This window comes from Parageobacillus thermantarcticus, from assembly GCF_900111865.1.
Taxonomy (GTDB): Bacteria; Bacillota; Bacilli; order Bacillales; family Anoxybacillaceae; genus Parageobacillus; species Parageobacillus thermantarcticus.
The window spans coordinates 1-14,392 of record NZ_FOJS01000005.1 but is presented as its reverse complement, the minus strand read 5'-3'; the positions used below and the strand labels follow the sequence as shown (position 1 = coordinate 14,392).

Sequence of the window (14,392 nt, the reverse complement as noted above, 5' to 3'; positions counted from 1 at the left end):
CTAGAGGGAGGTGAATAAAATTGGTTAGCTTTTGGAATTTAATCGTCAACGAAAATATAAAAATATTTAAGCGAAGTTTATTTTGGATAATGCAACTAGTACTTTTAGTTGCTATTATTATTGCATTCGTTTTTGTTAACTATACCAACGCAAATCACAACTACTTGAATTGGAAGAAGGATCTTATAGCACAAAACAAAATAGATAGTGTTAAACTAAGTAATAATAAGATACCAGAATTGTTAAAGTCCCAAATTGTTCGGGAAATCAAATTGAATAACTACCATCTAAAGCATAATATACCTCCACTTTACGAGAATACAACTTTTGGATTTGTACATTATACTATTAGTATATCATCCTTAATCACTCTTTTTACTATCATTTATGCTTCAAGCATAGTTTCACAGGAATACGCTTGGGGAACACTAAAAAGTTTATTAATAAGACCTTTTCACAGATGGGAATTATTGTTATCTAAGTTTCTGACCATTCTTATAATCTTAGCTATATTTCTTCTTTCTTTGTTCGTCTTTTCCTTTTTAATAGGATGGATAGGATTTGGATTTAATAATGGTTCCTCACATTATGTATATTTAAAGGGAAGTACCATCCGTGAGATGTCAGTATGGAAACATTTTTTAGAGTTTTATGTATCAAAATTCATTGATATAGCAATTATATCCTCATTTGCCTTTATGATGTCAACACTTTTCAAACATAATGCTTTGGCTATTGGGGTAAGTTTATTTATTGAGCTTTCTGGTTCAGTTATTACTAATGTTCTAAGTGTTTTTAATCATTCTTTTGTTAAATATATTTTCTTTGAAAATACTAATCTTTACAAATTCATAGAAGGACCTACGCCAAGTACATCCCTTAGTTTTTCTATTATAATATTACTTGTGTATTTTATTATTTTTATGGGAGTATCTTTATTGGTATTCGAAGGTAGAGATGTTACTTAGTGTTAAAGCCGATGATAAAATGGCTCTTATCTTCTGTTGAAGAATGATTCCACCATTATTCTTTAAGACCGTATGAGGCATACTGTACAAGCTGTAACTTTAAAAAATTAATAGAAGATTACAGAGAATGTCCAGATGTGGGGCGTTGTTTTTATTCCATGAAAATTCTTTAGACGGAGAAATATGTTTGTGGTATAGGTGGGCGAATCAAAAGGAGAGAGGTATATTAATAGATATGTCATATTTTACTTAATATTAATTATGTAAGGTAAGGGTGAACACTACTACCAGTTTTGATGTCTGCGATTACTATTCAACGCATGTTGTAAATACTGATGTTTTTTGTTCCATTTTTATTTACTTAGGTATATGAATAAACGATAGTACACTCATTCAACGTTAGCTTCATCATCCTGTTATAACTGAACTACTCATATTCGTTATAACAGACCACATACCCACTTTCATGCTAACACATTTGCTAACGTAATTATTTTTTTAAGTTAAATTTAATGAACGGAGTTAATTTAATGAACGGAGTTAATTTTCAACAGCTAAAAAAACTTGATAAATCAAACGTCTTTGTATCTAATTTACTCAATAAAATTAGATTATTTTTGGAAAACTCGATTGACAGGGTGGAGGTCGCTGGTTCGAGCCCAGTCGGAATCACTAAAGTGAGAAGCTTGAAATCCTTGCGTATCAAGGGTTTCAAGCTTTTCGTTTTTTATAGCAGGCACTCAAAATAGCGTCCAAATTACGGTTGGTGCCATTTTGGTGCCGAAGCATTTTTAGTTTGATTTTGATAACAGGACATCGATTTGATTAGCCGCTTCCTCTTGCATATTAGGTAATACATGAGAATAAATGTCTAGTGTTGTTTTAATATTACTGTGGCCTAGACGTTCGGATATTACCTTTGCGTGTACACCCTGTGCAAGGAGCATCGTAGCGTGAGTGTGGCGCAGGTCATGGAAGCGAATCTTTGGAACCCCCGCTTCTTTTATCAACCTTTCGAAAGTTCTTTTCAAATTCTCAGGATTTACAGGTGTACCTTTTGATGTACAGATGACAAGATCATAATCCACATAGTCAGGTCCAAGTTGTAGCTTCTCTCTAGCTACTCTAGCCTTATGTTTCCTCAAAACAGCAATGGTTTCATTAGAGAGTTTAATACTACGGACGCTTGAATCTGTTTTAGCACCGCTCAAAAATTTCTTTCCATCTTTACTTAGTGTTTGACGAACATATAATATGCCTTTATCAAAGTCAATGTCTTTCCAGCGCAATCCCAATATTTCGTCCCGCCGCATTCCAGTCGTGATCGCTAAATGAAAAGCGGGATATAGTCGGTCTTGGCTAGCTACCTTAAAGAAAGCTTTAATTTCATCTATATCCCATACGGTCATCTCTTTCTTTTTATCCTTTGGTAACTGGATCTTTTTTGCGGGGTTAGAAGGTAACAGCTCCATGTTCACAGCATAATCAAGCGAGCCTTTTATGATCGTTGAACTCGCGAATCCTTCTTCTTTCAAGTCATTCACATAATTTTGCAGTAACATTGGGGTTAGCTGTGACAGTTGAACATGTCCTAATACTGGAATGATCGATTGTTCATGTAGTTTTCATAAACTTGCGCTGTTTGGATGTTAATACTGTTTTTTTTTCACTTTAAACCATTCGCAAAGATGGTCCTTAAAATAAATGCTAGAAGGCTCGAAATACGTTCCTTTAAATACCTCTGCCTCAATCAGAGCAAGTGCTTTTTCAGCATTTTTCTTCGTCTTAAACCCTCGCTGTTTTTTACGCTTTCTCTTACCAGTGAGCGGATCAACTCCTAATTCTGTTAGTGGCAATTAAGAATTGTAGTGTTTGGCAATTAAGGATATGCATAATTTATTGCATATTCACCGCTTTACATGGAGTGGCGGGTATGATAGGCTTATATGCCTTGCAAAGTCCTGTGGCTTGCCCCCTTTGCCAGAAAGCATGCCCGCAGAGGCTCCATGTCAAGCGACAACAGGTATGAAATTTTATACAGATCATTGAATATTCTTATTTGCCATTTCATGCATTTTTTAATTGTCAAAAACAGTCTAATCCTCCTCTTGATCCGAATCGAGAGTAAAATCGTGGCCGAAAGTAAGAGACAAATGTCAGCGCTCCACGTTAGGACATTTTTCTTCAAAATATCGTGACCTCTATCAGTGTACAAAGATCACGACCAAACAAAGGAAAACCTTTGTGGCTCTAGGGCTGGAGCCTCCTCTGAAGATCCTAGACATTCATCCTCGCTCCTAGATACACGCCAGAAGTATGCCCAATTGCCTCTCAGCCCTTCTGTATCAAGGGCTGGGAGGCGATTTGTTTGCCTAGTCACTGTCGAACTCGGGTTCAGGGTAGAGCCAAGAAATAAAAAAGGTAAGCAAACATATTATACATGACTAATATGGCTTACCTTTATTTTTTTAGCATTTTTTAATTTTAGGTCTTGATAACCGTTGGAAGTTGTAATTGCTAATAATTTTATATATTTTGTTTCTACATCAATTTGCTTATCCATGCCAATACCGATAATATGAGAATAATAGTGATTATTTTGATGAAAAGACCCTTTAGGTCTATTTTTTTATTTTTTATTTGGAAAAACAAAATAAACAAAGAAATAATTAAAAGCAAAATATAAATAATTTCACTCATGAGATTTCCTCCCTATAATAAACAATGTCAGCTTTTCCATCATTTAATACAATTTTCTTGTTCACAAGATACATTAATTCATCAGTGTGACTAATAAACAAACAAATTTTGTCATGAAGTAAATCCAGTAAAATGTTTTGAAAAGCCTCTTTTGCGTTTTGATCCATATTCGATGTAGCTTCATCAAATATCAAGACATCAACATCCTTCATAAATATTCTTGCAAAAGCGATTTGCTGAATTTGTCCTTTGGACAAGTTTTTCCCATTATCAATAATTTTTTTATTTAAATCCAAACCATCCAAAAAGCCATATTCAAGAAGTCTATCTAATCTTCTTTGAAATTCTTCCTCAGACAACACCCGATTTCCAATCCGAATATTTTCCTTTACACTTCCTTCGAATAGATAGATATTTTGCGGAACAATCCCAATTTTGGATCTTAAACTATTTATATCTAACTCTCTCAGTTCATAATCATTAATGGTGATATTCCCAGAATAATTTTTATAAAAACCCAATAAAAGTTTGGCTATAGTAGTTTTACCAGATCCATTTTTTCCGATAAATGCTATCCGATCTCCAGAATATAGATCAAAACAGATATTATTAAGAATACTTTCATTTGATGTATCGTATTTAAATGATACATTTTCAAATTTTACAAACTTGATGCAATCTATTTTTTTACCTGTGCTTTCCTCTATGTTCTCTGTGTTATTAGAGGATAACATGCTGTTAATTCTTGAAATAGCAGCAATAGCAGGTTGTATACTTAACTTAAAACTCTGTAACATAATCAACGGAGAGTATATCATGCCAACATATTGGGTCATGGACACATAATCTCCTATAGTCAGCTTTTTATTGGTTATGAAAAAACCAATTATACCTATAATGAGCGTCTGAACCACCAAAACCATCACGTTTAGCATTTGGGAACTTTTACTGGCAGTTTTGCTTTGATGAATTGTCTTCAATGCTAATTGGTTGACTTCTTTTGTAATAGACTGATTCATGTGTTCTTCCTCGTTTAGTTCTTTTAATGCAATTATCCCCTCTAATGCAGAATGTATTTTGTTATTCGTATTTGCAGTAGCTTCAAGCATTTCTCTAGAGTATCTGTTTAAGGATGTGATAGAAGTGTTAGAAATAATATAAACCACTGGAATGAACGATACACATGCAACGAATATTTCAATGCTTTTGGACAATATGTACATTAAAGCGCCTATCATTGATATTGTGCTGGAAAGAAAGTTAAAAACAGTTGGAGTAAATATCGATGATAAAGAATTCACTTCGTTCAATCTTGATAAGATATAAGCTGTTGATTGTTTATCAAAAAATGATACAGGCATTTTTAATATCTTCTGAATGATTTCGTTCTTGAGGTTGGCTATAATCTTAGCAGATGTTGCAGATATTAAATAATCACTAAAATGATTTAAAACACCTCTTCCAATATATACCCCTATTAGAATAGATGAGTAAACAGCAATGTTAAAAACATTGTTTTTCATAATTCCTTCATCAAAAACCATTTGTGATAATATAGGAATGATGTTGCTAAGGAAAGAGATGAATAGGGTGAGCAATACTAGAATAACAACATTTTTTAAGCTTTTTTTTAAATAGAACTTTAATATTTTCAATTTCCTTCCTCACCTCCATAACCAAGAGGTTACATCGTTAAAAATTTTTCATTCGATATTTTCTTTAAAAGAAAATGGAGCGTGATTACAAGGAAAAGCAATATACCAATAATGGTTCCAATAATCTTGTATTGATGTATATTCGTAAAGGTTAATACATAAAACATCGCTCCAAACATAGAAGTAACTTTTAATATGACAATATTATCAACCAGAAACATGACGACGCATAACACTATTCCAAAGAGCAAGTTAATAAACGGCAATAATAATAAAGACAGCAAGTATTGAGAAGGGATCTGAATCCCCAAGTACAACTGATATCCATAGAATAGAAACGAATACATGCTGCTAAGGATTGTTGCGATAAAAACAGAAAAAAGTACCTTGACAATTAATATCTTCTGTATAGAAAAAATTTGCAACATTTTCTCATATACTCGATTTTGTTTATCTGTTTTAATGGATTCAAAAAGTATTTGTAACAGAAAAATAATCGATGTCGTTCCTAAAATGAGATTAAATTTAATACGAATAGGGATAGAATTTAATCCATAGATGAAGTACAACACTAGAACAAATTCAATTGCTATTAGAAGCAACATCTTTTGCATTTTCTTCTTCAGAAAAAGATATTCTTTCCACAATAGAGCCTTCATTCCGTCAACCTTCTTTCTTATTCAAACGTAAGTAAATATCTTCAAGTATTGCTTCATTTTCTAAAACATCACGTATTTCTATATTCAAATGGATTAATTTTAATAAAACATCGTTCAATTTATAAATTTGTTTATCTAAAATCACTTCATGATCTTTCACCAGAACATTTGGAAATTCTTCTTTAATTAGAATTGATTGTTGTTGATTGATTTTTGAGATGGTTCGTATTCTGACAAGAGAGGATTGAAAATCAGATTTTAATTTATTCAGTTCCTCTTTCACTTTTATCGTTCCATCAACAATCATAACAATTCGATTACACATATGTTCAATGTCATCAAAATTATGAGATGTAATGACAATGCAACTTTCCTTAGAATATTTCTGTATAAATTTCTTTATTAAAGATCGATTTTCTACATCCAAATTTACTGTAGGTTCATCCAAAATAAGAAGTTTGGGGGAATGAATAATAGAGCAAGCAAAAGCAAGTTTTTGTTTCATTCCAGAAGAAAGCAAAGACACCTTTTTGTCTGCCATCTTATCCATGTTTAGCCTATCTATCAGTTCCTCCACTACATGGATAGGGGATTGATAAGTTTGAGACCAAAATATGAGATTTTCTCTCACTGTAAACTCTTCTATAATCCCTTTGGTAGAAGGCAAATACCCAATTTCGTGATTGGATATGTTTCTATTGATTTTCCCAGATGTTGGAGTATACAATCCCAAGATTATTCTTAATAAAGTGGTTTTCCCAGAACCAATTCCCCCAATAATGCCCACACGATCCCCTTGGTGTAACGACAAGTTGATATCTTTTAGTATGTAATTTTTATTATCAAATGATTTAGCAATATTGTGCAGTTCAATATAATTCAATTGTTTCCCTCCTACATTCTACTTCTTGGCTTTTAATTATCCTTATTATAAACCCGTATAAGAACAAAGAGATTTTTGGGTTAAACTGTTAGAAAAAGCAACCTCTGCGGCTCTGCAATCCATACACATTCGTTTAAATTCGCAAGTACCACAAGGTTCAATATTTTCCAATGAAAGCTTCCAATATTTCAGGACTTCTTCTTTTCTGTCAAACAAATCAAGCAGACTGTTATGTTCTTTAAGATCCATCAGCACTTCCGATTCTAATCTTGGACACGGAACCACTTTTTTATCGGAAGTGATTGCTAAGCTGCCTGTTAAACAAGGATGATATATTCCAAGATAAGAAAAGCTGTTAATGTCGCACCCAAATGTTGGTAATTCTTCATGATATAAAATGGATTCTTCTTTTCCGTTTATAACTATGCTAGGAATGATATTGGCTATTCCTAATTCACTTAGTTGTTGTTTTAAACAATTTAATTTTTTTACATTATTCCTGCTTGTTACTACATTGAATATGATCTGATTGACATGTTCTTTGAAGTAATGAGAAATCTCTTCTATCGTTTTCAAATCGATACTATCTGTTGTATAATCAAATAAAATGATTGGAACGATATTAAATTGGATTAAAAAGTCGGCTCTTTCTTCATTTAACATTTCCCCATTGGTAAGCAAATATAATTTTTGATTGGAAAGTTTTAATATAGAACTGAACTGAAGAATTTCTTTGGTAACACCCCAATTGGTTAAAGGATCTCCTCCATGAAAATAAATATTTGAAAATCCTAAAGAAATAATGTCTCTTACGAGGTTGTAATAGAAACCTAAATCTCTGTTGCTTAAAACATAGTTATTGGCAACCTTCTTACATGCAAAGCACCCATTAATTTTCGGACTATAACAATGACTGCAGTTTTTGGGACAACTGCAGGGAAGCTCTATGAAACAATTTAATAAAGGAATATTTTCGTCTAATTGCAAGGCTTTCAAACTTCCCTTTCTATATGGCTCTCTTGGAACAAAAGTGTCACCGTATTCTCCAATTTTTTTCTCTGTTAATAAATTTAAAAGGTTTTCTACATTCTTAGCTCCATGCGTTTCTTTTAGTTTAGATATTCTCTCTCCCCTAGATATTCCTCTTAAAATTAGGCTTTCTTTTGACTGCAGATGATATATAGTGTTATTTTTAAAATCGTATAAGGTAGTGCCCAATTTTCCATTTATAGGCACACAATGTGGGTATAAATTAAAATATTCTTTCACCTTTTTCTTCTCCTTTCTATGTAATTCATGTATTATCTTTCTAAGATGTTGCCCAAATTGACGTTTTTCTCCATAAGGGTATAGGCAAGTTCAAATATTCTTTGCTTTTCTTCAATTAATTTTTGACAAGGCTTCATCTGTTTTCTGTTAAATTCTCCTTGAGCTGTTAGAAGGACTCGATAGCATGTTGGGCAAAATCTTTGTATAGGGCAATTAATACAGCCTGGACCGACGTGTTTGTTATATCTGTCAAGAGTTTCTGTTATTTTTTCAAAATCTATCCATTTTTTTGTGGTTCCTATAGGCATTTTATCATTTACCTTTTCGCAACTATGCAATATTCCTTTAGTGTCTACGGCAATTTTTGTGCCTGGCACACATGTACCTGTAAAAGGCAAAAAAGAAGGTCTTAACTCTTGTATGGATACGTTTAGAGGTCTATTTATTACTTCATATAACGGAAGAGCAAAAAGCAATCTTAGCACTGGATCGAGTTTTTCTCCATTCATGACTTTTTTGATAAATATTTGTTTTAATTCTTCCAATTGTTTCTTAAAGTTGTTTTTCTGATCATCTGAATATTGGTCGTACCAATCTGTACATACATCGGATACCTGCAAAAGCATAGTCAATTTGTTTTTTACTAGTTCATTCGTGGAGTAAAATTCTCGAAGTTTATGCAAATCCGTTCCTACATCATAAACCCCTATTATCTGGCAGTTCGTTCTATAGTAATCGGGATATTTAGTTTTTATATAGCGTATTTTTTCCATAACGTCATCAAACGTACCTTTGTTGTTGGCATAAACTCTCATTCTATCATTTTCTTCCTTATACCCATTTAAACTAATAGATAGAAGAAAATTGTTGTGTACCAAAAATTCTATTTTTTCTTCATCTAATAAGGTAGCATTGGTTGTCATATTAAAATAAATTTTCCCGTTGTATATTTGCTTAGAGTAAGTAACAATTTCTTTGATCAGTGCATAATTTAATAAAGGTTCCCCACCGTAAAAACCAATTATAGGTATCAAAAACGGCTTCTTTTTCTTTATGTTAGAAATACTAGATAAATACTTAAATACAGCTTCTTTAGCGATGGAAGAGTCCATTTTAAAGTAATTATGTGTCCTGCTGTTTTCATAGTTTCCTGAGTACACGCAGTATTTGCATCTTAGATTGCAATTTTCGGTTACAATCAGTATTAATTGTCTAAATCCGTTTTCATGAATAAATTTTTCTATTTCTTCTCTGTTCGCTGCTTTAAACTCATAACGTTGCTTACCAAACACTACTCTCTTATTAGGAACCTTATCTACAACACTTACATTCCCTGTCGTATCATCATAAAAATAAGAATTATTCATTGTGCTAAAGTAAAAACCTCTTTTTTCCAAAATACTCATCCTTTCATAAATATTTGGGGAAAAGTCATCCTATCATTAAGGATGACTTTTCCAATATTCACCGCCTTAATCCACTTGCCTATCTCAACTAAGAAGATTTTTTATGAATCATATCCACTAGCATATCCTGATGTTGTTCCTACTGCATCCATAATTGGGCTAGTAGTGTCAATTGCGCAAACCCCTAGGCAAGGTGCAGCACATTTGAGAGTGCACATCCAAACGCCATCAGGTTTTACTTCTTTCATTTTATCACCCCTCCCTTAAATTTTCGTAAATTCCTATCCTTTGTTAAAAGGATAGGATTTACAAGTATATATTAACAAGTTATTGTTAAATTTGGAATAAAGAATACTCTTATTTAACAAAATTTTCAAAAATTATATATTTTTGTATATTTTCAAGCTTTATATAGTGAATACAGTTTTTAATTCGTTGGGAAATGTATCTGATTTTCAAGATAGTAGACTTTTTATATGAATTGTGCATAAAATTTGTGGGTGTTACATCAGATATCCTTTTTATTAAGCGAAAGGGCTAGATAATGCCACCAGACTTAGGTTGCGGCAATTAGGAGGTAAGACATGAACTCCATTTGGATGATCTTCATCGCAGATCACGACAGAGGTTTTCCGAATTTCTTTCCTATCGCTGCTTATTCATCACAAGAAAAAGCAATCAATAAGTTGGAATCGCTACCAAAAAATCATAATTATCAGTTGTTCGAGATTCCAATCGATGATTTTTTTGGGGTGATTACTAACAATAGGGGAATATGTAGTGAAATGGGCAATCTTTATCATGAATATTTCCACTATCTTGATGGTGATAGTTAAAAATATCCATATACAAAACTATTCAGAATTAATAAATAGGAGGAAATCATATGGAGAAAATCTATTTTGAAGTTCATGACGTAGATGATAAGGGAAATAAAATTACAATCACATGTGAAGGTGTAGATGATCAACAGGTTAGCACATTTGGTGGTTTAGATTTGCATGTGAAATCCATGTAATACACCTTCTAAAAAATTACTTTTTCTTAAACATGGAAAGAATTTTAGTTTCTGTTGGATGTTTAGGTCTCACTCTACCTTTATTTCTTTTACAAAAGATGGTATTATGTCAAGAAAATGGACACGTTAAACAGAGAGAAATAGCTGAACTTAGGCAGCTACTTTTCTCTGGTTAGCGTAGTAAGCAGCCTCAAATTCACATGGCGATACATATTCAAGAGCGGAATGACTCCTTTTTCGGTTGTAGAAGCATTCGATGTACTCAAAAATGGCTTGTTTCGCTTCTTTTCGCGTACGGAATCGATTGGGATAGATACATTCTTTCTTGATTAAGCTATGAAACGACTCCATACAAGCGTTGTCGTAACAGTTCCCACGTCTCGACATACTGACTTGGAAATGATGCTCTTGTAACAGTTGTTGATAACCATTCGACGCATACTGGCTTCCACGATCCGAGTGGTGAATCACTCTTCCTGTTGGTTTCTCGTTGTTTAACGCTCGTTGTAAGGCTTTGATGACTAACTCTTTGGTCATTCGTGTATCGATATACCATCCTACAATCTTGCGTGTATATAAATCCATGATGCTCGCTAAATACAACCATCCTTCATCAGTAGGAATGTACGTGATATCGGCCATCCATACTTCATTTGGAGCCGTTGCTTGGAAATTCTGTTCCAACAGATTCGCATACACGTTGTAAGGGTGATTACTATTGGTCGTTGCCTTGTATTTACGCACCGTAATTGATCTCAATCCTTCTTCGCTCATATGATACGAGCGACTGTCTTTTGAGACACACGAATTCCTTGTTTGCGTAGTTCTTGCGTAATTTTCGGACTTCCGTAAATCTTGCGTGACTTGAGATACTCGTTCCGAATCTGTTGGGTCAGTTGTTCTTTTTTCTCTTTTTGGTTGCTTTTTGGGCGTTTCAGCCATGCATAATATCCACTTTTAGAAACACCGAGAACTTGGCACATCTTCACAACAAGAAATTCATTTCGATGTTGAAAAATGAACGCGTAAATTACTTCTGGTTTCTGGTGAAGATGCCTAACGCCTTTTTAAAAATCGCTAATTCCTCTTCCAGCTCTTGATTGCGACGGCGTAGCTCGATGATTTCTTGATTTTGTGGCTTGATGTTTCCTGAACCTACAAAGCTTGTGCCATTGCTTTCTTTGTATTCTTTGACCCAACGGTGAAGAGTGTTGTATGCCAATCCTAATTCTTTTGCCACTTGGGCGATGGACTTGTCCCCCTCCAAGCATAACTCAACGGCTTGAATCTTGTATTCTTGATCAAATGTTCTCTTTTTCATGATTAGACACCTCGAACCGATTGTAATTAAGTTTATTATAATCTCTCTGTTCTCTGTGTCCACTTTTTAGACTAACATCAATTATGAAAAGATACAAATTATACAAGTAGATGCCCATTCTGATTTAGGAATTAACCGTTGGGATATTATTGAACATGGTAGCTTTATGAAAAATCTTATACAGGAAGAAAAAATACATCATATCTATCAATTAGGCATTAGAGGTCCACAAGATAAATGGGATATGAAGAGTGATAAACTAACAATCTTATTTGGAAAATCATTTAAAAATATCCCTATAGATCCAACCCTTCCTACCTATATTACGTTTGATGTTGATGTATTTGACCCAAGTATTGTTCCAAGCGTAGGTTATCCTGTACCAAACGGATGGCTCTATAAAGATTTTTTAGTTTTTATTAAATTATTTGTAAATAATACCAATGTTATTGGTCTCGATATTGTGGAATATAATAAAATGTATGATTGGGGAAATAGGATAGGAGCTTCAACAGTTACCCATGCCATATTAGATCTTTTAGTAGGAGTGATGGATAAAAAATGAAAGAGATTAAGAATATAATAAACACGTACTATATCATTAATATTTTATATGGTATGGGTATAGCTGTGTTTAGTGCAACAATATATTTATATATGCAATCACTGCATTACAGTTATGCAGAAATTAACACTTTTTTATCAATTTTTTGGATCGTTAGTTTTTTAACTGAAACTCCTTCTGGTATCATTGCTGATACGTTTGGTAGGAAGAACGCCATGATTGGTAGTTGTGTGATTAGAAGCATCGGTTTACTTTTTCTATTTCTAGACTGGGGGAATATTGCATTTTTAATTTTAGGAGCCATCTTTACTGCAATAGGGGAATCATTAAAATCAAGTACGTTAGATTCTTGGATGATAGACAGTATTTCAGACATAGATGAAAAGTTTACTTTTGACAAAATCTTTTCAATGAATAGTATGGCTGGCACGACAGTTAACTTAGTGAGTGGATATTTTGGAGCGCAAGTCTTGGGCAATATGGATTTGAGTTATCCTATTTTAGCGGGGATTATATTGTTAATGAGTTCTATGGTTATTGTGATATTTAAAATGAAAGAGCCTAAAAGGAATTTAGAAGAAAAATCCCACTCAACAAGCATTGGTCGAAGTTTTAACATGTTGAAAGAAACAACAAAAGAAGGGATTTGTTTTTTAAGAAATGATAAAACATTTTTTCTAATCTGCCTATCCTTTTTACCTTTATCATTCATTGTTAGTGGACCAGGTAATCAATGGCAACTCTTTTTTCAAAATGGAACAAAAGATGTCAAAACAGGATATATATGGATTGGTCTGAACCTCTGTAGTATTTTAGGTGCTTATTTATCGAGAAAAATATCATCCCTTTCTGAGAACAAAATTTATATTCTTATAGGAAGTACCGTACTCAATACCCTTTCTATTATTGTTTGTGTTTTAACAGATAATTATCTACTTGCTTTACTGTTATTTTTGTTACATGTCGTCATTACTGCTTCGGAAGAAGTGATTCGATATACGTTTTTAAATCAAAATATCAAAAATGAGAACAGGTCTTCCTTGCTCTCGTTTTTTAACACTTTAGAAGCTGGAACAACGATTTTAGCCTTATTGCTAAACGGATTCTTTTCGGATTCTTATGGGATCGGAAACGCTTGGTTAATCATGTCGATTATTTCACTAGTCATTTCTATACCCGTTTATTTAATTGTGAATTCTACAATTAAAAAACATAAACTAGATAAATCAAATAAAGTTATGAAGACAATCTAATAAAAAAGAAATCAAATCTTAAATAAATTCCACTCTTTTTCGATGAAATCATCAGCCTATGTACAACAAAAACGCCAACATCGAAATTCTTGATCTTTCGTAAAAAAATAAAAGAGCTCAAAAATTTATTAAGACCTTAATTATAAAAAGCTTTAAAAAATAAATGGGAACACATATTAGTTATGTATAATACGTGTTCTCTTTTTTATAAAATTGAAGCTAACCTAAACATAAAAGGTCAAGTCCAAATTATTGTGTAAATTCCCCTTTGATAGACAACATGGACCTGATGGCTTGACGTATGGTAGGTAAGTCCGGCAAGTCTCCCTGCCGGTCGTCTTCCCGGACCAATGATCATGTTGTCAAGGAACAGGTGTGTCAAGGAGCTTTCGCGGCAACTCCTCGCTTCCGAGGTATTCCACGTTCTCCTTGACACAGCGAAGGGGTTATCCCACTCTCTTGATCGCCGGAGCCTCCTGATTCACCGATCGGACTCCTTGCTCTTTCATTTTCCGCCACCGCCAATATTCGGACATATCCAAGTATTTGCGCCCTGACATCCATTTTTCGTCGATTTCGATCAACACGGCGCCAACGAGGCGATACACCGATTCCCGGTTCGGAAAGATGCGGATGACCCGTTCTCTGCGGCGGATTTCCTCGTTCAGCCGTTCCACTCCGTTGGTCGTGCGCAG

General features: G+C 33.6%; 15 protein-coding genes and 2 pseudogenes. 6 read left to right on the top strand and 11 right to left on the bottom strand.

Features of this window, described 5'->3' with window-relative positions; all coding sequences use genetic code 11:
• Positions 1–20: 20 nt before the first annotated feature.
• Complete coding sequence (locus tag BM278_RS04770) at positions 21–968, top strand: ABC transporter permease (RefSeq protein WP_167359576.1); 948 nt, start codon at positions 21–23, stop codon at positions 966–968.
• Between the two features lie 791 nt (positions 969–1,759).
• Here the strand turns inward: BM278_RS04770 and BM278_RS04760 are convergent.
• Complete coding sequence (locus BM278_RS04760; protein WP_279625743.1) at positions 1,760–2,503, bottom strand: tyrosine-type recombinase/integrase; 744 nt, start codon at positions 2,501–2,503, stop codon at positions 1,760–1,762.
• A 114-nt stretch (positions 2,504–2,617) separates the two neighbouring features.
• A complete protein-coding gene (locus tag BM278_RS18270) occupies positions 2,618–2,824 on the bottom strand; it encodes an Arm DNA-binding domain-containing protein (protein WP_143093418.1) in 207 nt (68 codons plus the stop codon).
• A gap of 271 nt (positions 2,825–3,095) precedes the next feature.
• Between BM278_RS18270 and BM278_RS19620 the strand changes: the two are divergent.
• Positions 3,096–3,269: pseudogene (locus BM278_RS19620) on the top strand (IS1634 family transposase); the annotation flags it as partial.
• A 395-nt stretch (positions 3,270–3,664) separates the two neighbouring features.
• Here BM278_RS19620 and BM278_RS04755 read toward each other — a convergent pair.
• From BM278_RS04755 to BM278_RS18630, 5 genes are all read right to left on the bottom strand, one after another.
• Complete coding sequence (locus tag BM278_RS04755; RefSeq protein ID WP_090948204.1) at positions 3,665–5,323, bottom strand: ABC transporter ATP-binding protein; 1,659 nt, start codon at positions 5,321–5,323, stop codon at positions 3,665–3,667.
• A gap of 663 nt (positions 5,324–5,986) precedes the next feature.
• Positions 5,987–6,865, bottom strand: coding sequence for an ABC transporter ATP-binding protein (locus tag BM278_RS04745; RefSeq protein WP_090948201.1), 879 nt, complete (start codon positions 6,863–6,865; stop codon positions 5,987–5,989).
• Positions 6,866–6,910: 45 nt separating this feature from the next.
• Positions 6,911–8,134 carry a radical SAM protein gene (locus BM278_RS04740; protein WP_060475561.1) on the bottom strand — a complete coding sequence of 408 codons (1,224 nt, stop codon included), beginning with the start codon at positions 8,132–8,134 and terminating at the stop codon, positions 6,911–6,913.
• 32 nt (positions 8,135–8,166) lie between these two features.
• Entirely contained in the window at positions 8,167–9,540 is a 1,374-nt protein-coding gene (locus BM278_RS04735; protein WP_090948200.1) for a radical SAM protein, read from the bottom strand.
• Positions 9,541–9,641: 101 nt separating this feature from the next.
• Positions 9,642–9,788, bottom strand: a complete 147-nt coding sequence (locus BM278_RS18630) for a huazacin family RiPP peptide (RefSeq protein WP_157778186.1) — start codon at positions 9,786–9,788, stop codon at positions 9,642–9,644.
• 336 nt (positions 9,789–10,124) lie between these two features.
• Between BM278_RS18630 and BM278_RS04730 the strand changes: the two genes are divergently transcribed.
• The gene (locus BM278_RS04730) at positions 10,125–10,376 is read left to right on the top strand and encodes a hypothetical protein (protein WP_064552361.1); all 252 of its coding nucleotides are present in this window, start codon (positions 10,125–10,127) and stop codon (positions 10,374–10,376) included.
• Positions 10,377–10,426: 50 nt separating this feature from the next.
• Positions 10,427–10,558, top strand: a complete 132-nt coding sequence (locus BM278_RS19445; RefSeq protein ID WP_279625742.1) for a hypothetical protein — start codon at positions 10,427–10,429, stop codon at positions 10,556–10,558.
• Between the two features lie 150 nt (positions 10,559–10,708).
• Here the strand turns inward: BM278_RS19445 and BM278_RS19165 are convergent.
• From BM278_RS19165 to BM278_RS19155, 3 genes and pseudogenes are all read right to left on the bottom strand, one after another.
• Positions 10,709–11,398 (bottom strand): annotated as a pseudogene (locus BM278_RS19165) (IS3 family transposase); the annotation flags it as partial.
• A complete protein-coding gene (locus tag BM278_RS19160; RefSeq protein ID WP_244151095.1) occupies positions 11,329–11,541 on the bottom strand; it encodes an IS3 family transposase in 213 nt (70 codons plus the stop codon). The pseudogene BM278_RS19165 and the gene BM278_RS19160, both read right to left, overlap by 70 nt.
• A 47-nt stretch (positions 11,542–11,588) precedes the next feature.
• Positions 11,589–11,879, bottom strand: coding sequence for a transposase (locus tag BM278_RS19155; RefSeq protein WP_244151092.1), 291 nt, complete (start codon positions 11,877–11,879; stop codon positions 11,589–11,591).
• Positions 11,880–11,955: 76 nt separating this feature from the next.
• Here BM278_RS19155 and BM278_RS04720 point away from each other — a divergent pair, with 76 nt between their 5' ends.
• Together BM278_RS04720 and BM278_RS04715 are read left to right on the top strand one after the other, a co-directional pair.
• The gene (locus BM278_RS04720; RefSeq protein WP_090948198.1) at positions 11,956–12,444 is read left to right on the top strand and encodes an arginase family protein; all 489 of its coding nucleotides are present in this window, start codon (positions 11,956–11,958) and stop codon (positions 12,442–12,444) included.
• Complete coding sequence (locus BM278_RS04715) at positions 12,441–13,697, top strand: MFS transporter (protein ID WP_090948197.1); 1,257 nt, start codon at positions 12,441–12,443, stop codon at positions 13,695–13,697. Before BM278_RS04720 ends, BM278_RS04715 begins: the two co-directional genes overlap by 4 nt.
• Positions 13,698–14,143: 446 nt before the next feature.
• On the opposite strand, the gene BM278_RS04710 is transcribed toward BM278_RS04715, so the two are convergent.
• Positions 14,144–14,392 (bottom strand): transposase (locus BM278_RS04710; RefSeq protein ID WP_208601746.1); only part of this gene is annotated, 249 nt, incomplete at its 5' end.